Raw genomic sequence first — 20,227 nt, 5'->3', positions numbered from 1 at the left:
TCGCACACTTCTCCCTGGGTAACGCGCGGGAGGCGGCCCGGCGTTCGCCGGCGGCCGGGACGACCACCCGAAGGGCCCAACGCGCGGCTCAGCGGGCGAGCCGTTCCAGCAGGACGACCGTCACGGTGTCGCCGGCTTCCTTGCCGATCGCCTTCCGGACCGCGGCGTTGACCGGGAGCTTGTGGGTGCCGTCCCCGAGCGCCATGAAGGAGCTGCGGAACGGCTCGCCGTCGACCGTCCCGCGCACCTTCACCAGGCCGCGGGTGCCGAAGAACTCGGCCGAGCCCGGCCAGATCAGGTAGGTGTGGCCGCCCTTGGCCGGGCTCTTGCGCAGGGTCGCGGTGAACTCTTCGTTGATCTCGCCGGCGTTCGTCATGGTCTCGTTCTCCTCTGTCTCGGGGCGTTCGTCCGGAGGTACGAACCCGGCGGCGGGATTTCGACATCCGGGCCCGGGGGAATCTCACCCGTGGGTGCGCCGCCCGTTCAGGTAGGTGGCCTGGACGGCGATGCCGCGGATCGCGGCCGGGTCGGCGAGGTGCGGGTTCTCCGCGAGGACGACCAGGTCGGCGGCCTTGCCCACGGCCAGGCTGCCGACGTGCTTGTCCAGGTGGAGCTGCCAGGCGGGGTCGATGGTCTGCGCGCGGATCGCGGCGGTCACGGCGATCCGCTGCGACGGGGCCAGCACGCGGCCGGACCCGCGGGCGGTGCGGGTGACGGCGGTGGCGATGTTGCCGAGCGGGCTGGGCGGGGTGACGGTGCCGTCGTTGTGGAAGGACACGCGCAGCCCGGCGTCGAGCGCGGACTTGGCCGACATCCACTGGCCGCCGCGGTCAGGGCCGAACAGGTCGTCGAGGAGCACGTCGCCCCAGTAGTACAGGTGCTCGATGAACAGGCTGACGGTGACGCCGAGCTTCGCCGCGCGCGCGAACTGGTCGGGACGCATGGCGCCCGCGTGCTCGAGGCGCAGCCGCCAATCGCCGGGACGGGCGGCGAGGGCGGCTTCGTAGGCGTCGAGGACGTCGTCGACCGCGCTGTCGCCGTGGACGTGGCAGGCCACCTGGAACCCTTGGCCGACAAAGGAAACGGCGAGTTCGCGAAGCTGGTCGGCCGTCCAGTTCGCATCGCCGTGGTGGTGCGGTTCGAGGCCCATCCGGCGGGTGGCGCCGGTGTCGAGGTAGCCGAAGGTGGTTTTGATGTTGCCCTGCCACGGTGAACCGTCGGCCCAGATCTTCATGCCGAGGCGGCCGAACAGGTCGGTGTCGGCGGGAAGGGCCCGGCCCGGCGGGCGGGGTCGCGGGCCAGATCGAGGGTGCCCATCTCGTAGGCGCGCAGGCGGACGAGCGCGTCCGGGCCCGCCGCGCCGGACAGCAGCCGGTGCTGCGCGGCGGAATAGGCGAGTTCGCTGACCGTCGTCGTGCCCGCCGCGGCGTGCTGGCGGCAGGCCCAGACCAGGTTCTCCGGCATGTTCGCGGCGGCGGCTTCGATCGCGGGCCCGCCGAGCCGCTGGACCGCGGCGGCCTCGAGGACCTCGCCGGTGAGGTCGCCCGAGCCGTCGCGGACGAAGGACGCCCCGGGCGGGTCCGGAGTGTCGCGCGTGATGCCCGCGGCGGCGAACGCGGCGTGGTTGCCGTAGGCGGCGTGGCCGCTGTTGGCGACGATCAGCACGGGATTGCGCGGGGCGAGCGCGTCCAGCTGATCGGCGGTCGGCAGTTCCAGGCCGGGCTGCAGCAGGATGTCGATGCCGTAGAACAGCAGCGGAACGCCCGGCCGTGCCGCGGCGGCGGTTTCGGAAACGGCCCGCAGCACGCCCGCGCCGTCCGGGACCGAGAAGGGCCGCACGTCCACCGAGGGCGGCGCGAGCGACATCGCCATCTGCGCGGGATGGCCGTGCGCCTCGACGAAGCCGGGCAGCAGCGCCGCGCCGCCCAGGTCGACGACCTCGGTGGCGGGCGTCCGGAGCGGCAGGACTTCGGCCCGGTCCCCGACGGCGGTGATGATCCCGTCCCGCACCGCGATCGCCTCGGCCTCGGGCCGCCCGTCGTCGACGGTCAGGATCGGGCCGCCGGTGAAGATCAGGTCGGTCATGCCCGACAGTCGACCACGGATCGGTCCGGGCCGCTCGGGCCGCGGTTCGCCGGCCCGCCGCTCGCCAGACCGCCGCCCGGCCCGCGGTTCGCCGGTGCCGGGGACGCGGCTCGTCCCCGGCACCGCTCCCCGCTACCGCGCCCCGCGCCGCACTACCGCCGGGACCGGCCCGCCGGTGATCGTGAACTGCGAGCCCGGTTCCCGGACGATGTCGCCCGCCGCCGAGTTCGTGATCGTCACGTTCGTCAGCGTCGCGCTGCCGCGGGCGCCGCTCATCGCGAGGATGCCCGCGCCCTTGTTCGATTTGTCGATCTTGACGTTGCTGATCGCCACCTCAGGCATCGCTCCGCCGCCGGTTTTGAACTGGATGCCGTCGTAGGTGGAGTCGTGGATCTCCGTGTCCCGCAGCGTCACCCCGGGGATGTCCTTGCCCTGCGCGAAGAGCGTGATCGCGCCGAACTTCTGCTGTTCGCCCCAGAACACGCCGCCGCAGCGGTACAGGGCGTTGTTCGCGATCAGCGTCTGCCCGGAGAACGGCAGCGGGTCGTGGTCGGTCGCCAGCATGATGCCGGGGTAGTTCATCGTGTCCGACACCAGGTTGTTCTCTATCTTGTTGCCGTACCCGCCGTAGATCGCGAGCCCGTTCGCGCGCCACGGCAGCTGGATCGTGTTGTTGGCGAACGCGTTGTCGTGCGCGATGTCCACCGCCGGGTCCTTCACGTACTGGTTCGCCCACACCGCGAGCGAATCGTCGCCGGTGGTGCGGAACGACGAGTTCGTCACCCGCGAGTTCCGGGTGCCGTTGGTGAAGTTGATGCCGTCGGCGTAGGTGTCGCGGATCCGCATGCCGCTGAACTCCAGTCCGTCGGCCGGACCCCACAGCGCCGGGATGTTGCTGTAGTCCCGGCCGACCCACACGCCCACGTTCGCGTGTTCGATCCACACGTTCGAGATCTTCGTGCCGGTGCCGAACCGGCCGTTCAGCCCGACGCCGCCCTCCGCGCCGCCGTCCCCGCCGCGGATCCGGCCGGAGCCGAAGATCGCGAGGTCGGAGATCTGGACGTTCTTGTCGATGTCGAAGCCGAAGTTCCCCTCGTGCGGATGGTTGATGCCGCCCGCGTCCTGCGGCTGGATGAGCGAGTACAGCTGCGAATGCCACATCCCGGCGCCGCGGACGGTGACGTTCGAGATGCCGATCTGGTTGTACTGGCCGCCGCCGTTGGGCACGTTCGGGTCGTCGGTCAGGATCTTGCGTTCCTGCCGCCACTGGCCCGGCGGGATCCAGACACAGCTGATCACGCCGTTCTGGTCGTCGGTGACCGCGCGCTGGATCGCCTCGGAATCGTCCTTGCCGTCGTCGGGCACCGCGCCGTACTCGGTGATCGACGTGCATTCGGCCGGTTTCTGCGCGGGCGGCGCGACCTGTTCGAGGTCGATCAGGTCGATGACGTAGAACGCCGCGTTGTCGCCGCTGTCGCGCTGCAGCTTGAACTTCGTGCCCGCCGGGTACGACTGCGACAGCAGCGCGTGCGACTCGTCGAACAGCCGGCGCGCGTCGGCTCCTGGCGTGTTCGTCAGGCCCTCAGGGTCGTCCGTGGTGCCGTAGAGCCAGCTGTGTTTCGACGACAGGTTCAGCTTCTGTGCGAAGGTTCCGTTGACGTACAGGCTGATCGTCGCGTCTTGTCCCCCACCGCCGGGTGCGTCGGGGATCGAGTTGCGGACCACGATCGAGTTCGACTGGTTGGTCGAGGTGAACTCCACGTACTGGCCCTGGTTCGCCAGCCGCACGGACTTGCGGCCGGAGGATTCGGTCGCGAAGTTCGTGTGCCCGAAGGTGCGGAGCGGGTCGGTCTCCAGCAGCTGGCCCTGGTACTGCGCGGCTTCCGCCTCGTACTCGACGTACGGGACCGCCGCGCCGCGGCCTACCACCATGGCCCGCGAGAGGCCGTTGTTGGCTTCGTTGGTCTCCTCGACGGTGTCGTTCGCGTCCGCCGTCGCGGTGAGCGTGGCGTTGGCGGCGGTCCAGGTGCCGGGCATCGCGACGTTCTCCGTGGCACCGGCGGCGATCGCCGGGGTCTCGGCGTTCAGTGTGGTCGCGCCGGCGGTCAGCCGGGTCGTCGAGGCTCCCGCGCCGCTCGTGCCGCGGTTGTGCACGGCGACGGTGAAGGTCACCGCCGCGCCGACGGCCGGGTTCGGCGGGTTCGACGTGATGCCGGTGACCTCGAGGTCTGGTCCCGGTGCCTGCGCTATCACCAGCTGGGTCGGCGCGGTGTAGGTGTTGTTGGTTTCGTCCTGTTCGAGCACCGTGTTGGCCGGGTCGACGGTGGCGGCCACGCGGTAGCTGCCTTGCGGCCGCTTGCCCGCCTTCACTGTCACCGTGGTGGAAGCTCCAGCGGCGAGCGGACCCACTGGCGCGTTTCCGACGACGGTGCCGCCGAGGCTGACGTTGACCGTCGTGGCGGCCGCAGCGGCGGTGCCCGCGTTCCGCACCGTCGCCGCTACGGAGAGGTCGCTGGTTTCGGTCGGGTTTGCCGGGGTCCACTCGGTGCCGGTGACGACCAGGTCCGGGTTCGGCGCGGGGGTGCCGAAGACCTGGAACTCGGCGGCCTGCCCGCCTGGTGCGCCGGAGTTGGCGAAGTACCGCAGCCGCACGTCCGCGGCGCGGCCGGTGACCGGGATGGTCACGGTGTTCTGGTTGGCGGCCGGGTCGAAGCGGTAATCGGCCCGCGCCGACAGCGTGGTGAAGTCCGTGGAGCCCTGGGCGCGGCCGAGGATCTCGAAGTTCTGCGTCCGCGCGGCCCAGATCGGGTCCGGGTTGAGCTTCACGACGATCGAGTCGAGGTCGGCGTCGGAGCCGAGCTTCGCTGTCAGGGTGTTCGGGTAGCCTGCGGAAGACTCCCAATAAGTACCGAGGTTGTTGTCGTTCGCGTTGGCGGCCGCGAACGCACCGACCGTCGAGGACGCCTCGATCGGCTTGCCCGCGGCGAGGTTCTGGCCGGTCTGCGTCCCGGCGCGGACGACGTGGTTACTGTCCGCGGACTCGTTCCCGGCGGCGTCCTTGGCGCGCACGAAATACTCGATCCGCGTGCCCGCGGGCCGATTCTCGGTGAAGCTGGTGCCGGTGACCGTGGTGACGGGCGTGCCGTCGCGGTAGACGGTGTAGCCGGTCACGCCGACGTCGTCCGTCGACGGCGACCAGGTCAGCTTGACCTGCCCGGAGCCGGGTTCGGTCAGCGCGACGTTCGTCGGCGCGGTCGGCGCTTGCGTGTCGCCGGTGTCCGGTCCGTACAGCTCGAACTCCGAGAGCTGCGCGGCGGGCCATTGCGTGTTCGCGGTGACGTCCAGCCGCACGTAACGAGCGGACGCGGTCACCGGGATCGTGACCGTGCCGGAGGTGAAGGTGTACCCGGCCGACCGGACCAGGTCAGTGAACGACGTGCCGTCGGTGCTGCCGCGCACGGTGAGGGTCTGGGTGCGGGATTCCCACGAGGAAGGCAGTTTCAGCACGAGCCGCGACAAGGGCTTGGTTGAGCCGAGGTCGGCCTGGATCCACTGGGGAAACGCGTTGTTGGCCGATTCCCAGTAGGTGGCCTGATTCCCGTCGAAGGCATTGGCGACGGGATAGCCGGGCTGGACGCTGCTCGCCGACACCGTGCGGGTCAACTGCACATCAGCAGCAGCGGGTCCAGGCGACGGGCCGCCAGCGGCGGAAGCGGGATAAAGACCCGCGGTGAACAGTCCTGCGGCGACGAAACCCGCGACGAGGCGGGGCAAACGCAGACGTGTCATGGCCTCTTCTCTTCTTTGAGACGGCGGAGGAAGGGGCGAGTGCCCGCCGGGGAGACCGGCGGGCACTCGCGGTCAGTTCCGGGTGATGGCGAACGTGGTCGTCGTGTTCCGGATGTCCTGGTCGTTGTCGCTCAACGTCAGCCCGGTGAAGGTCGCCGAGCCGACCGCCGGGCCCTGGCCGGGTTCCGGCAGCTCGTTGGCCCAGATCCCGATCCCGGACTTCGCGTCGAACTCGTCGCCGCTGCGGTGCGCCCCGCTGATCGACACGTTCGTCAGCACGGTGTCCTGGACCGGGTTCTCCGGCTGGTTGCCGGTGTACTTGGTCTGGAACATGACGCCGCTGTAGGTCGGGCTCTGGATGTCCACATCGGACACCCGGATGCCGCGGAACTCCTTGGACGCGGAGAACATCCAGATCGCCGGGAACGTCTGCTTGCCCCAGAAATGGCCGCCGGTGCGGACGAGCGACGCGTTCTGGACAGTCGTCGGCTGCGGCCCGAACCCGAGGAACGGGTAGCCGAAGTCGAGCGAGCTGAGCGTGATCCCGGAGTACGTCAACGTGTCCGCGATGTAGAGGTTCCGGAAGGTGTTGTTGTACCCGCCGTACACCGCGAGGCCCGCCGCGCGCCACGGAAGCAGCACGGTGAGGTTCTCGAACACGTTGTCGTACTGGTTGCCCTGGTTGAGGTCCGTAGCGGCGAACAGCGCGAAGCTGTCGTCACCGGTAGAGCGCGCCTCGTTGTTGGCGACGTGGTTGCCCGTGCTGCCGTTGGTGAAGTTGACGCCGTCGGCGAACGTGTCGCGGATGCGGGAGTTCTTCACCGTCGAGTTGTCCACATTGGTCGCCCAGAGCAGGCACATCTGGTGCTCCACCCAGATGTTGTCGATGGTCATGTTCGTGACGCCGGTGAAGTTGAAAACCTTGCCCGGTCCGTCGATCCGGGAGGTGTAGTTCCCGAACACGGCGAACCCGCTGAAGGTCGACCCGCTCGCGCTGGCCTGCGCGTCGAACCCGATGTCGGTGTTCTCCTGCCCGGCGGGCGCGGTGAACCTGGTGAACCACGGACCGGCGCCGAGCACCGTGACCGGCTTTCCGTACACGGTGAGCTTGCCGGACACCGGGTACTGCCCGGCGGGAAGGTAGACGCCGGTGAGGTTCGGGTCCTGGCGGACCTTGTCCAGTGCGGCCTGCACGTCCTGCTGGGTGAATCCGGCCGGGACCGCGTAGTGCGCCGGGTCCGGGTTCGCCGCCGCGGCGGCCAGTTCGAAGTTCACGAAGTCGATCGCGTAGTTCGCGCTGTTCGCCGCGTCCTTCTGCAGTTTGATCTTGTGCCCGGCGGGCACGGTCGTGCCGAGCAGGAGGCTGGCCTCGTCGTAGATGTGGCGCGCCGGCCCGGCTCCCGGCGAGTTGCCCGGGGACGCTTCGGGGCCGTAGAGCCACGCGTAGTGCGAGGTCAGGTCGATGGCCTTGAGGAACGTGCCGTCGACGTACACGTTCAGCGTCGAGTTCTGCCCGCCGCCGCCCGCGGCGTCCGGCATCGAGAACCGCGTGACGAGCGTGTTGGTCGCCGCCCGCGTGGTGAACTCGACCGACGAGCCGGTCGCGTTCAGGGTCACGGCCTTGCGGCCCGACGCTTCGCCCGCGAGGTCGCCGATCGTCCGGTTTGGACCGATCACCGCCGCGCCGCCCGCGACGACACCGTCCTCGGCCTCGTACATGTCGTACGGCATGTTGGCGCCGCGGCCGACGAACAACGATTGGGTGCTGCTGTTGTTGCCCTGCTTGACCGGCAGCTCGTTGGCGTCGTTCGCGACGACCGTCTTCACGGTGTACCGGCCGTTGGCCGCCGTCCAGCCGCCGACGGTCACCGGTTCGGTGGCTCCAGGGGCGATGGCTCCCGAGTAGGAACCGTTCAACGTCTTGACCACCGTCCCGTTCTGGTCGGCGATCGTGACCGTGACGGCGTGGGCACCGTCCGAGGAAGCGACCGTGCCCTGATTGCGCAGGGTCGCGGTGAAGGCGACAGAGTTGCCCGCAGACGGGTTGTTCGGCGACCACGACGTGGCCGCGACGAGGTCGGAACTCTGCACCGGACTGACCACCAGCGGCGTCGAACTGGTGTAGGAGTTGTTGTCCTCGTTCTGTTCGACGACGGTGTTGGCCTCGTCGACCTTCGCGGTCACGTCGTAGCTGCCCGCGTCCCGGACGCCGAGGTTCACCGACACCGTCGTGGACGCTCCGGCCGCGAGCGCGCCGACTGCGGCCGTGCCGACCTTTGTCTTGCCCAGGTAGAGGTTCACGTCGGTCGCGGCGGACGCCGCCGTCCCGGCGTTGCGGACAGTCGCCGACGCGGTGATCGCGTCGTTCTCCACCGGCTTCTCCGGCGACCAGGACACGCCGGAAACGGTGAGGTCCGGGTTCGGCGCGGGGACGCCGAAGACCTGGAATTCCGCGGCCTGGCCGCCGCCCGCGCCGGAGTTGGCGGTGAAACGCAGGCGGACGTCACTGGCCCGGCCGCTGACCGGGATCGTCACCGTGTTGCCGCTCGCTGGGTCGAACCGGTACGTCTGCGCCGCCACGAGCGTGGCGAAGTCCGTCGCACCCTGGTCCCGGCCCTCGACGGCGATCGTCTGGGTCCGCGCGCTCCACGCCTGGTCCGGGTTGAGCTTCACGACGACCCGGTCCAGGTCTGCGTGCGAACCGAGCGCGACGGTCAGCAGGTTCGGGTAGGCCCCGCTCCCCTCCCAGTACGTGGTCACGGAGTCGTCGTTGGCGTTGGCCGCGACGTAGGTCTGCTGGGTCGACGAAGCCGTAATTGGCTTGCGCAGCGCGAGATTCGTGCCGCTCTGAGTGCCGTTGCGGGTCACCGTGGCGCTGTTCGCCGACTGGTTGCCCGCTGCGTCATGGGCGCGCACGAAGTAGGCGACGCTCGCGCTGGCGGGCTGATTGTCGGTGTAGGTCAGCACATCCCCGGCGACGCTGCCGCGGAGCTGGCCGTTGGCGTAGACGTCGTAGCCGGTGACGCCGAGGTTGTCCGTCGAGGCCGACCAGGTCAGCCGGATCTGTCCGCTCGCCGGCTCGGTGTAGGCGAGGTTGCCGGGCGCGGACGGCGGCTGCGTGTCGCCTCCGGCCGGGCCGTGCACTTCGAACTCCGACAGCTGTGCGGCGGGCCAGCCGGTGTTGGCCGTGATGTTCAGCCGGACGTAGCGGGTGCTGGCGGTGAGGTTCACCGTGACGGTGTTGCCGGTCGCCGGGTCGAACCGGTAGCCGGCCGAGGGCACGAGATCGCTGAAGCTCGCGCCGTTCGCACTGCCCTGCACGGCGAAGGTTTCGGTGCGGGCCTCCCAGTTCGCGGGCAGTTTGAGCACCAGCTGGGCGACGTTCGCCGTCGTGCCGAGATCAGCCTGAATCCATTGGGGGAACTGGTTGTTCGCGCTTTCCCAGTAGGTCGCCTGGTTGCCGTCGCCGACGTTGGCGACCGGATAGCCGGGGAGCTGGCTGCTGGCGGTGTACGTCGCGGTGGCGGCTTGCGCGGCGGGCTGGACGGGAGCTTCGGCGGACGCGCTGGTGGCTGGCCAGGCGGAAGCGGCCACCAGCAAGGACAGGGCGCAGGTCGCGACGCGAAGGAGAAGTCGCTTCGTTCTCATGGGTTTCCTCTGATCCAAGGAGGAGGGAGACGACGTGCTCGAGAACGCCCCGCGCGGCGCGGGACGACGGGGACCGGGGAGCGGACAGGCGGCGGACCCGTCCGGGGGCGCACGAGAACAACGCGGAACAGTCGGCATGGCACCTCTTCGTTGAGGGGCGGCTCGGATCTAGTCAGGGATTTTCACTGATTCGTTCAAGAATTACAACCGAATGACGGCGGGAAGTCAACGACGTTTCCTCGTGCGCACCGTCCACGACCTGCACTTTCGCCGCGCTTGCACCGCTCGTGCGGGTCCAGTCGGAAACTTGCGCTGATTTGCGGTAACTTTCACCCATGACACGTCGTCTTGCCGAAGTCGCCCGCCAGGTCGGGGTCAGCGAAGCCACGGTCAGCCGGGTGCTCAACGGCAAGGCCGGGGTGTCCGCGAGCACCAGGGCCGCCGTGCTCACCGCGCTGGACGTGCTGGGCTACGAACGCCCGACCCAGCTGCGCGGCGAGCGCGCCCGGCTGGTCGGGCTCGTGCTGCCGGAGCTGCAGAACCCGATTTTCCCGGCGCTGGCCGAGGTCATGGGCAACGCGCTGGCCCAGCAGGGCTTCACCCCGGTGCTGTGCACGCGGACCGCGGGCGGGGTGTCGGAGGCGGAGTACGTCGAGATGCTGCTGCAGCAGCAGGTGTCCGGCGTGGTGTTCGCCGGCGGGATGTACGCGCAGGCCGACGCCGTGCACACGCATTACCACCACCTCGCGGAACGCCGGCTGCCGACGGTGCTGATCAACGCGGCGGTCGGCCACCTCGGTTTGCCGCAGGTCTCGTGCGACGACGCGGTCGCCGTCGAGCAGGCCGTCGGGCACCTGAGTTCGCTCGGCCACGAGAAGATCGGCCTGGTGCTCGGGCCGAGCGACCACGTGCCGTCGCGCCGCAAGCTCGAGGCGTTCCGGGTGCACGCCGCGAAACTCGGGCTCCCGGTGCTGGACGAACTGGTGGAGCACGGGATGTTCTCCATCAGAAGGCGGGCACGCGGCGGCGGCGCGGCTGTACCCGCGCGGCGCCACGGCGGTGCTGTGCGCGAGCGATCCGCTGGCGCTGGGCGCGATCCGCGCGGCCCGGCGGCAGGGCTTGTCCGTGCCGGGCGACATTTCCGTGGTCGGCTACGACGATTCGGCGCTGATGAACTGCACCGACCCGCCGCTGACCACCACGCGCCAGCCGATCGAGGCGATGGGCCGCGCGGTGGTCGAACTGCTGGTGAAACGCATCAACGGCGGCGAGGTGGCGGTGGAGGAACTGCTGTTCGCCCCGGAGCTGGTGGTGCGCGGCTCCACTGCCCGCCGGGTCTCCTGACCTTCGCTCCGCCTGCTGTTCACAAGTTGCAGATTCTCGTCGAGTTCTTGCGCATCCGTCGCTCGCGGCCTTAGGGTGACCGCCGTCACCTGCTGTCCCCGCGAGATGAGGCTTGAGATGAGCAGACCCTGGTCCCCCGCCGCTCCCCGCCGGATGTTCGCGCTGCTCGCCGCGGCGGGTCTGGTTCTGGGAACAACCGCCTGCGGGAGCGGCGCGGATCCGGGAAGCTCCGCCGGGGGCAAGGTCACGATCACCGTCACCGGCCAGCCGCCGACCAGCCAGCCGTTCGAGCGCGGAGTGTTCGACGCCGACGTCAAGGAATTCGAGGCGGCGCACCCGAACGTCAAGATCGAGCCGCACGAAGGGTTCATGGACCCGAAGACGTTCGGCGCGAAGCTGGCCGGCGGGCAGCTCGAAGACGTCTACTACGTCTATTTCACCGACCCCGCCCAGATCATCGCCCGGCACCAGGCCGCGGACATCACCGAGGCGGTCAAGAAAGTCCCGCACGTCAACGACCTGAAGCCGGAGCTGCTCGACAACTTCCGCGGCCCGAACGGGAAGCTCTACGGCCTGCCGACGATGAACTACACGATGGGCCTGCTCTACAGCCGCCCGCTGTTCCAGAAAGCCGGGCTCGACCCGGACAAGCCGCCGCGGACGTGGGACGAGGTGCGCGCCGCCGCGAAGAAGATTTCCGCGCTGGGCAACGGAATCGTCGGCTACGCCGACTACAGCAAGAACAACCAGGGCGGCTGGCACCTCACCGGCTGGCTCGCCTCGATGGGCGGCTCCGTCGCGCGCAAGGACGGCAGCAAGTGGGTCGCCGACTTCGACAACGAGAAGGGCAAGGCCGCCCTCACGATGCTCCACGACCTGCGCTGGACCGACGACGCCATGGGCAGCAAGCAGTTGCTGGAGGCCCAGGACGTCCAGCGGATGATGGGCGCGGGCCAGCTCGGCATGTACATGGCGGCCCCGGACAACGTTCCCGTGCTGGTCAAGCAGTTCAACGGCAAGTACGAGGACTACGGCATCGCCGGGATGCCGGACGGCAAGGGCACGCTGCTCGGCGGCGAGGGCTACATGATCAACCCGAAGGCGTCGCCGGAGAAGATCAAGGCGGGCCTCGAATGGATCCAGTGGAAGTACCTCAACCCGGACCGGTTCGAGAAGCACATCAAGCAGTACGTCGACGGCAAGCAGCCGGTCGGCCTGCCCGCCGAGCCGACGCCCGACGTCTGGCAGGGCGCGGTGCGCGAGCAGCAGCTGGCGCTGAAGGCCAAGTACGCCAACGTTCCCGCCAAGAACTACCAGTCCTATGTAGACACCACGGGCACGATCAAGGGCAGCGTCGAACCGCCGAACGCACAGCAGGTCTACGCGATCCTGGACAGCGTGATGCAGGCGGTGCTCACCGATCGGAACGCGAATATCGACCAGCAGCTCTCGTCCGCCGCGGCGAAGGTCACCAGTGTCCTCGCCCAGGTCAAGTAGCCTGCTCGCCTGGCCGGCGACGTCCTCGTCGCCGGCCAGGCGACCGGCCGCCTCCCCCGCCGCGCGCCGCCGGGCCCGGCTGCGCCGCGCGATCAAGGAAAACCTCACCGCGTACGGTCTGCTCTGCGCCGCGCTGCTCGTGTTCGCGCTGTTCTCCTGGTACCCGATCGTGCGCGGCGTGCTGCTGAGCTTCCAGCAGGTCGACTTCGTCAACCCGCCCACGTGGGTCGGCATCGACAACTTCGCCCGGCTGTTCGCGGACCCGCTTTTCGGCGTCGCCTGGCGGAACACGCTGCTGTTCACCGGTCTCGCGCTGGTGTTCGGCTTCGCGGTGCCGTTTCTGACCGCGGTGCTGCTCAACGAGATGCGGCATGCCCGGGCGTTCTTCCGGCTCGCGGTGTACCTGCCGGTGATGCTGCCGCCGGTGGTCACCGCGCTGATGTGGAAGTGGTTCTACGACCCGGGTTCCGGCCTGTTCAACTCGGCGCTCGGCACGGTGGGCCTGTCCGGTCCGCAGTGGCTCGATTCGAGCGGCACCGCGATGCTGTCGCTGGTGTTCGTCTCGACGTGGGCGAACATGGGCAGCACCACGCTGATCTACCTGGCCGCGCTCGGCACCATCCCCGGCGAGCTGTACGAGGCCGCCGAACTCGACGGGGCCGGGATGTGGAAGCGGCTGCGGCACGTGACGTTCCCGCAGACCCGGTTCGTTCTGCTGATGCTCCTGCTGCTGCAGGTCGTCGCGACCATGCAGGTGTTCACCGAACCGTACGTGATGACCGGCGGCGGCCCGGACGATTCCACGGTGACCGTGCTCCTCCTGCTTTACCGCTATGCCTTCGTCTACAACGACTTCGGCTCGGCGAGCGCGATGAGCCTGCTGCTGTTCGTGGCGCTCGGCGCGTTCTCGGCCCTGTACGTCCGGCTGACCAGGAAGGCGGACCAGGCATGAGGACGCTCGTCTCCCCCGGCGCGCTCCGCAGCCGTCGCGGCAAGGCGGTGTACGGCATCGTCTTCGCCTGCACGCTCCTGGTGTTCGTGCTCGCCTTCCTGTTTCCGCTGTACTGGGCGGTGACCGGGGCGATGAAGACGCCGCAGGAGCTGGCGCAGACTCCGGCGACGCTCGTCCCGCACGAGTGGCATCCGGAAACGTTCGGCGAGGCCTGGGATCAGCTCAGCCTCGGGAAGTACTTCCTCAACACCCTGGTCGTCGCGGGCGGGGCGTGGCTGGCACAGCTCGCCATCGACGTCCCCGCCGCCTTCGCGCTGTCGAAGCTGCGGCCGAAGTTCGGCAACGTCGTCCTCGGGCTCATGCTCGCCACCCTGATGCTGCCCGCTGCCGCGCTGCTGGTGCCGACCTACGTCACCATCAGCGATCTGCCGCTGGTGCACCTGAACCTGATCGACAACCCGGCCGCGGTGTGGCTGCCCGCCGCCGCGAACGCGTTCAACGTCTATGTGCTGAAACGGTTTTTCGACCGGATCCCGGACGAGCTGATCGAAGCGGCGCGGCTCGACGGCGCCGGGCCAGTGCGCACGCTGTGGCGGATCGTCCTGCCGATCTCGCGGCCGATCCTGGCCGTGGTGTCGATCCTCGCGATCGTCACCGCGTGGAAGGACTTCATCTGGCCGCTGCTGGTGTTCCCGGACACCGGCAAGCAGACCCTTTCGGTGATGCTGCAGCGCGTCGCGATCGACATGCCGCTCAACGTGCTCACCGCCGGGATGGTGCTGGCCAGCCTGCCGATGGTGGCGCTGTTCCTGGTGTTCCAGCGCCAGATCCTGGCCGGGCTCACCGCGGGCGGGCTCAAGGGCTGACCAGGCCCGCGTTTTCCGGCTTTCCCCCACCACGAGGAAGGTTCTTTTCCGTGACCGCATCCGAAAGACACGCTGCCGGCTGGTGGCGCACCGCGGCGATCTACCAGATCTACGTCCGCAGTTTCGCCGACGGCAACGGCGACGGCATCGGCGACCTCGCCGGGGTCCGCGCCCGGCTGGACCACCTGGCCGCGCTCGGCGTCGACACGCTCTGGTTCACCCCGTGGTACCCGTCGCCGATGGACGACGGCGGCTACGACGTCGCCGATTTCCGGGACATCGACCCGCTTTTCGGCACGCTGGCCGAGGCGGAGGCGCTGATCGCCGAGGCGCACGGTCGGGGTCTGCGCGTGATCATCGACATCGTGCCGAACCACTGCTCCGACGAGCACCGCTGGTTCCGCGAGGCGCTGGCCGCCGGCCCGGGTTCGGTCGAGCGGCAACGGTTCTGGTTCCGCCCCGGCCGAGGGCCGGACGGCGCTGAACCGCCGAACAACTGGAAGTCGCGCTTCGGCGGGTCCGCCTGGACGCGGGTGCCGGACGGCGAGTGGTACCTGCACCTCTACAGCTCGCGCCAGCCGGACTTCAACTGGGACAACCAGGACGTCCGCGCCGAATTCGAGGACATCCTGCGGTTCTGGTTCGACCGGGGCGCGGACGGGTTCCGCATCGACGTCGCCGACGGGCTGGTGAAGGACGCGCGGCTGCCGGACGTCGAGGACGGCGACGAGACACCGTTCTCCGATCAGGAGGGGCTGCACGAGATCTACCGGTCGTGGCGCAAGATCGCCGACAGCTACCCGGGCGAGCGGGTGCTGGTCGGCGAGATGTGGCTGCCTGATCTGTCCCGCACCGCGCGGTACCTCCGCCGGGACGAACTGCACTCGGCGTTCAACTTCGATTTCCTCGTCTGCCCATGGGATTACGCGCGCTTCCGGGAGGTGATCGAGCGGACGCTGCGCGCGCACGACGCCGTCGGGGCGCCGCCGGCGTGGGTGCTGTCGAACCACGACGTCACCCGGCATGTCACGCGGTACGGGCGCTCGGGCGGCACCGGGTTTTCGTTCGCCGACCGGCTGCACGGCACGTCGGTGGACCTGCTGCTCGGCACCCGGCGGGCCCGCGCGGCGGCGCTGCTGACCATGGCGCTGCCCGGCGGAATGTACGTGTACCAGGGCGAAGAGCTGGGCTTGTGGGAGGTCGAGGACCTCCCGGACGAGCTGCGGCAGGACCCGGTGTGGGCACGCACGAACGGCACCGACCCCGGCCGCGACGGCTGCCGGGTGCCGCTGCCGTGGTCCGGCGGCGAACCGCCGTTCGGCTTCGGCCCCGGCGGCACCTGGCTGCCGCAGCCCGCGGAATGGCGGGCGTACACGGCGGAAGCGCAGGCGGCGGATCCAGCGTCGATGCTCGGTCTCTATCGCGCCGGGCTGCGGCTGCGCCCGGTGAGCGCCGGGAGCCTGGAGTGGCTTTCGCTCGGCGACGACGTGCTGGCCTTCCGCCGGGAACCCGGGTTCACGTTCGTGCTCAACTTCTCCGCCGCCCCGGTCCCGCTGCCGCCGCACACGGAGATCCTGCTGGCCAGCGACCCGGTGACCGACGAACTGCCGACCGATACGGCGGTCTGGCTCCGCTCCTGAACGCTCACGAAAAGCCGATCACCCGGATGCCGGGTGGTCGGCTTTTCCGTTGCTCCGCTGAGCGGGATCTCCTTGACAGCATCCGAGCGCACGCCGACGATGATTCATCAGATGTATCGACCGGATGCTCGCTCAATCTCCCGGACGATCAAGGAATTCCCCGCCAGGCATCGGACCACTGGACTTCACCGTGGAGGTTCCATGACGACCTATCCTCGCCGGCACGCGCTCGGCATGGCGCTCGGCGGCGCGGTGCTGCTCGGGCTGCCGGGCACCGCGACGGCCGGGCCAGCGCAGCCGGTGGTCACGGACGGAACGGGCGCGCCGGTCGTGCCGCCGCCTCCCCCGGTGCCCGTCCCCCTCGAAACGTGGTTCGACAACGACGGCATCGACTCCGCGAACGCGCACGACGGGAACTTCGACGGCTCCGGCTACACCTTCCCGGCCGAGCAAATCCCGGCCGGCAGCACGGTTACGACGGGTGGCGTGCCGTATCTGCTCGGATCCGCCGCCGCTGGGGCGAAGAACAATGTCATCGCCCTCGGCCAGCGGATCGACCTGCCCAAGGGCCGGTACTACAGCGCCGCGTTCCTCGTCGCGTGCAGCTACGGCAGTACCGGAGGCGACGCGACGGTCCACTACGCCGACGGCAGCACGACAACCGCCGCCCTGTCCGGTTCCGACTGGTACGGCTCCGGCGGCGCCCTCTCCTCGACCTTCCGCTACGGACCGGGCGGCGTCGCCGACCAGAACCCGGTGTCGATCGGCACCGCGCAGGTCTGGATCGACCCGGCGCGCGACGCGGTCGCGGTGACCCTGCCCAAAACCGCCCAGCCCGCCGCGAATGTGGCGAGCCTGCACGTGTTCGCGCTGACGCTGCTGCCGGTCGCGCAGGGCCGTTCGGCCGCCGTGCTCGACGCCCGCGCCACCGCGAACCTCCTGCAGGACGGCGGACCGCAGGCCGTCGAGGCGACGATCGTCAACACCGGCACCGTGTGGCTCACCGCGCGCGACCGGATCACCGTCACCCTCGACGTCCCGGGCGGCCGGGTGCGCACGCCCGCCCCGATCACCCGGCTGGCCCCCGGCGAACAGACCGCGGTGCGGCTCGGCCTGACCGCCGATCGCGGTCTTCCGCCGGGAACCCCCGCGACCGGCCGGATCCGCGTGCTCGCCGACCGGTCGACGATCGCGACCCGGACGCTGCCGGTCCCGCTCGGCATCCCCGACTTCCGGCCGACCGACGCGTCCCTGTCCACGCACCGCGCGCCGTATTGGTTCAACGACGCCAAATTCGGCATCTTCATCCACTGGGGCGTGTACTCGGTGCCCGCGTGGGCTCCGGTCGGGCAGCAGTACGCCGAGTGGTACTGGAACAACCAGCAAGACCCCAACGGCGCCACCTACGCCTACCACGCCAAAACCTACGGAGAATCGTTCGTCTACGACGACTTCATCCCGAAGTTCACCGCCGCGAAGTTCGATCCGCGCTCGTGGGTGCGCCTGATCGAGGACGCGGGCGCGCAGTACTACGTGCTCACGTCCAAGCACCACGACGGTTTCGCCTTGTGGGACACCAAAGTCAGCGGCCGCAACGCCAAGAAGCTCGGGCCGCGCCGCGACCTCGTCGCCGAACTGTTCGCCGCCTCGCGCAGGTACACGCCGAACCTGCGCAACGGCCTGTACTTCTCCCTGCCGGAGTGGTTCAACCCGGACAACCCGTGGATGGGCCACGCGCCGCGCAACCCGTACACCGGCGCGCCGCTCCCCTACACCGGCTACACCGCCGGACGCGATTTCGTGAAGGATCTCCAGGCGCCGCAGGTGCTGGAGCTGATCTCCGGCTTCGACCCGGACGTGCTCTGGTTCGACATCGGCGGCGTGAACGACAGCCGCGAGGTGCTCACCGAGTACTTCAACCGGGCGAAAAACCGGCGCAGGCCCAAGGACGTCACGTACAACGACCGCGGCGGCATCCCGGACCACGACTTCACCACGCCCGAGTACACGACGTACCCGAACACCGTCGTCGCGAAGTGGGAATCGAGCCGGGGCCTCGACCCGTTCTCCTACGGCTACAACCGCGCGACGCCGGACGACAAGTACATGACCACCGCCGACGTGGTGCACACGCTGGTCGACGTCGTGTCGAAGAACGGCAACTTCCTGCTGGACATCGGCCCCGACTTCGACGGCACGATCCCCGCCGTGATGCAGCAGCGGCTGCGCGAGACCGGGGAATGGCTGCGCACCAACGGGGAAGCCATCTACAACACCACGTATTGGTCGCGGATGGCGCAGCTCGGCGACCTGCGGTTCACCGTGCGGCCGGGTTCGGCGTTCTACCTCACGTCGCTCGTCGCGCCCGGCTCGCAGCTCGTCGTCGACGCCCCGATCCCGATCCAGCGCGGCGACCGCGTGACGATGCTCGGCCACGGCGGACCGCTGCACTGGACCCAGAACGACGGCCGTCTGGTCATCGACGTTCCAGCGGCGGCGCGTGCGGCGGGGCGGCACGCGTGGGTGTTCAAAGTGGACTGGCGCTGACGGAGGTGGCGGCCCGTGCGCGGGCCGCCACCTCAGCGTCCGAACAGAACCCCCGCCCGCTGCGCTTCAAGCACAGCAACCCCAGCAACTCGCCGTCCTCGTCCACCACCGCCAGCCTGCGGCGAGACATCCCCAGCCACGTCGAGGACAGATCCGCCTCCGGACTGATCACCCGGCCCGCCAGCCGGCCCGCCCGGTACGCCGGAAGCGCGTCCGGCAGCCCGGCAAGATCCGCCCGCTCCACCACGCCCAGCAGCGTCCGCTCGGCGACCACCAGCGCGGCATGGACATGGTCGTCCTCGAAAAGCGCGCGCACCTCGCCGACGGTCGCCGTCGCGTCGAGGACCTTCGGCGCGCGGAGCATCGCCTCGCCGACTGTTGCCGCGCCACGGAAATCCGGGGTGGTCACTGCGGGTTGTTCCACTCCGCGTCGGCCTGGTCCTCCGCCGCGGTGCGTTCGCGCGCCAGCTCCAGTGCCCGGCGCGCGGTGGCTTCGTCGGGGTACGGGCCGAGGCGGTCCACGCCGCGCGACTGAGGACCGCGTTCGACTTCATGGGTGCGGGTGTTGTAGTACCACTGCTCGGACATCGTTATCTCCCCATGGGATCATCGAGGAATTCGGCTGGCGGAACGAAGAACAGGCTGCCGGTCACCGCGGTGGACACGTCGAGGAGGCGATCCGGCTGGTCCGCCAGGAACATCCGTTCCAGCATCCGCTCGGTCACTGCCGGATCGGCCGCGTAGCCGCAGAAATACGTGCCGTACTCGCCGCGCGCGATCGAGCCGAACGGCATGTTGTCGCGCAGGATCTTGTGTTCCGTCCCGTCGGCGTCCTCGATCGTCGTGCGCGCGACATGCGAGTCCGGCGCCTTCTGCGCGTCCGGGATCTCCACGTCGTCGGCGAGATGCCGGCCGACGGACCGGTCGCGCTCCTCGACCGGCATCGACGTCCACTTCGCCAGGTCGTGCAGGTATTTCTGCACGATCAGGTAAGAACCGCCGGAGAACGGGCCGTCCCCGACGAGTGCCGCCGCTCCGGCCGCCGCGTCCGTCGGGTTCTCCGTGCCGTCGACGTAGCCGAGCAGGTCTCGCCGGTCGAAGTAGCGGAACCCGACCGTCTCGTCGTACACCGACACCGCGTCGCCGAGCCGGGTCGCGATCCGCCGGGCCAGTTCGAAACACGGGTACAGCCGGGTGGCCCGGAGGTGCAGGAACAGATCGCCCGGAGTCGCCGGTGCGTGGTGCCGCGGACCGGCCAGTGCGCGGAAGGGATGCAGGCCGGGCGGGCGCGGGCCGCCGAACAGCCGGTCCCACGCCGCCGAGCCGAAGCCGGTCACCGCGGTCAAGTGCTCGCCGGGCAGCGGGAAAGCGACCGAGCGGACCATCCCGGCGAGGTCCGGCAGCAGGTCGCGCACGGCGGCCTCTCCCCCGGGTTCGACGGTCAGGGTCAGGAACATCGCGCTCTCGCTCAACGGCGCGAGGACCGCTTGCGGGGTCATCGCAGCTCCGCGTCGTCCGGCGTCACGTCGCAGGTCCGCTCGGGCCCGGGAGCGCCGCTCACCTCCACGACGGTGCCGGTCCCGCAGCCGCGCCACGCGACCGTGATCCCCTGCGGTTCGTCGCGGCTGGTCCCGATCGGGCCCCACGCCGCCGTTTCCACCGGGGCGACGTGATAGCTCCGCAGGTCCTCAGCGGCGCCGTCCACCTCCGTCACCTCGTAGGCGAAGATCGCGACCCGCTGCCCGACGGCCGGGAAATCGGGCGGCCACGGGTTGTCGAAGAGCCCGCCGCCGGGATTCCCGACGGCGGCGGCCGCGATGCGGTGTGGTTCGGTCATGATGGTCCCCAAAAGTCTTGTG

14 protein-coding genes and 1 pseudogene are annotated in these 20,227 nt (G+C 69.7%); 6 read left to right on the top strand and 9 right to left on the bottom strand.

Annotated features, from left to right (window positions below; translation table 11 throughout):
* Positions 1 to 88: 88 nt before the first annotated feature.
* The 5 genes from RPX00_RS32705 to RPX00_RS32685 form a co-directional block, all read right to left on the bottom strand.
* Positions 89 to 376, bottom strand: a complete 288-nt coding sequence (locus RPX00_RS32705) for a DUF1905 domain-containing protein (protein ID WP_406631176.1) — start codon at positions 374 to 376, stop codon at positions 89 to 91.
* Positions 377 to 460: 84 nt separating this feature from the next.
* Positions 461 to 1,234: an amidohydrolase gene (locus tag RPX00_RS32700; RefSeq protein ID WP_406631174.1), complete on the bottom strand. Its 774-nt coding sequence runs from the start codon at positions 1,232 to 1,234 to the stop codon at positions 461 to 463.
* Positions 1,231 to 2,085 carry an amidohydrolase family protein gene (locus RPX00_RS32695; protein ID WP_406631172.1) on the bottom strand — a complete coding sequence of 285 codons (855 nt, stop codon included), beginning with the start codon at positions 2,083 to 2,085 and terminating at the stop codon, positions 1,231 to 1,233. Before RPX00_RS32695 ends, RPX00_RS32700 begins: the two co-directional genes overlap by 4 nt.
* 132 nt (positions 2,086 to 2,217) lie before the next feature.
* Positions 2,218 to 5,874 (bottom strand): CARDB domain-containing protein, encoded by a 3,657-nt coding sequence (locus tag RPX00_RS32690; RefSeq protein ID WP_406631170.1) that lies wholly within the window; start codon positions 5,872 to 5,874, stop codon positions 2,218 to 2,220.
* 72 nt (positions 5,875 to 5,946) lie between these two features.
* Positions 5,947 to 9,522, bottom strand: coding sequence for a discoidin domain-containing protein (locus RPX00_RS32685; RefSeq protein WP_406631168.1), 3,576 nt, complete (start codon positions 9,520 to 9,522; stop codon positions 5,947 to 5,949).
* 335 nt (positions 9,523 to 9,857) lie between these two features.
* Between RPX00_RS32685 and RPX00_RS32680 the strand changes: the two are divergent.
* The 6 genes and pseudogenes from RPX00_RS32680 (at position 9,858) to RPX00_RS32655 (ending at position 18,368) form a co-directional block, all read left to right on the top strand.
* Positions 9,858 to 10,866, top strand: a pseudogene (locus RPX00_RS32680) (LacI family DNA-binding transcriptional regulator).
* Between the two features lie 117 nt (positions 10,867 to 10,983).
* Positions 10,984 to 12,363 carry an ABC transporter substrate-binding protein gene (locus tag RPX00_RS32675; protein WP_406631166.1) on the top strand — a complete coding sequence of 460 codons (1,380 nt, stop codon included), beginning with the start codon at positions 10,984 to 10,986 and terminating at the stop codon, positions 12,361 to 12,363.
* The gene (locus RPX00_RS32670) at positions 12,341 to 13,315 is read left to right on the top strand and encodes a carbohydrate ABC transporter permease (RefSeq protein ID WP_406631164.1); all 975 of its coding nucleotides are present in this window, start codon (positions 12,341 to 12,343) and stop codon (positions 13,313 to 13,315) included. The genes RPX00_RS32675 and RPX00_RS32670 overlap by 23 nt, the downstream gene beginning before the upstream one ends.
* Positions 13,312 to 14,181: a carbohydrate ABC transporter permease gene (locus RPX00_RS32665; protein ID WP_406631162.1), complete on the top strand. Its 870-nt coding sequence runs from the start codon at positions 13,312 to 13,314 to the stop codon at positions 14,179 to 14,181. Before RPX00_RS32670 ends, RPX00_RS32665 begins: the two co-directional genes overlap by 4 nt.
* A 50-nt stretch (positions 14,182 to 14,231) precedes the next feature.
* Positions 14,232 to 15,821, top strand: a complete 1,590-nt coding sequence (locus tag RPX00_RS32660; protein WP_406631160.1) for a glycoside hydrolase family 13 protein — start codon at positions 14,232 to 14,234, stop codon at positions 15,819 to 15,821.
* Positions 15,822 to 16,022: 201 nt separating this feature from the next.
* A complete protein-coding gene (locus RPX00_RS32655; protein ID WP_406631158.1) occupies positions 16,023 to 18,368 on the top strand; it encodes an alpha-L-fucosidase in 2,346 nt (781 codons plus the stop codon).
* Here RPX00_RS32655 and RPX00_RS32650 read toward each other — a convergent pair.
* The 4 genes from RPX00_RS32650 to RPX00_RS32635 are packed head-to-tail and all read right to left on the bottom strand — an operon-like array spanning position 18,349 to position 20,205.
* On the bottom strand, positions 18,349 to 18,777 hold the full coding sequence (locus tag RPX00_RS32650) for a CBS domain-containing protein (protein ID WP_406631156.1): 429 nt from the start codon (positions 18,775 to 18,777) through the stop codon (positions 18,349 to 18,351). The genes RPX00_RS32655 and RPX00_RS32650 overlap by 20 nt on opposite strands.
* Complete coding sequence (locus tag RPX00_RS32645; protein WP_406631154.1) at positions 18,774 to 18,956, bottom strand: hypothetical protein; 183 nt, start codon at positions 18,954 to 18,956, stop codon at positions 18,774 to 18,776. The genes RPX00_RS32650 and RPX00_RS32645 overlap by 4 nt, the downstream gene beginning before the upstream one ends.
* 2 nt (positions 18,957 to 18,958) lie before the next feature.
* Positions 18,959 to 19,867: a Dyp-type peroxidase gene (locus RPX00_RS32640; protein WP_406631152.1), complete on the bottom strand. Its 909-nt coding sequence runs from the start codon at positions 19,865 to 19,867 to the stop codon at positions 18,959 to 18,961.
* Complete coding sequence (locus RPX00_RS32635; protein ID WP_406631150.1) at positions 19,864 to 20,205, bottom strand: hypothetical protein; 342 nt, start codon at positions 20,203 to 20,205, stop codon at positions 19,864 to 19,866. The genes RPX00_RS32640 and RPX00_RS32635 overlap by 4 nt, the downstream gene beginning before the upstream one ends.
* Positions 20,206 to 20,227 lie beyond the last annotated feature (22 nt).

It is taken from the genome of Amycolatopsis sp. WGS_07, assembly GCF_045278895.1.
Classification (GTDB): domain Bacteria; phylum Actinomycetota; class Actinomycetes; order Mycobacteriales; family Pseudonocardiaceae; genus Amycolatopsis.
The sequence above is the reverse complement of the archived record's forward strand: the minus strand, read 5'-3'. Positions and strand labels throughout refer to the sequence as shown.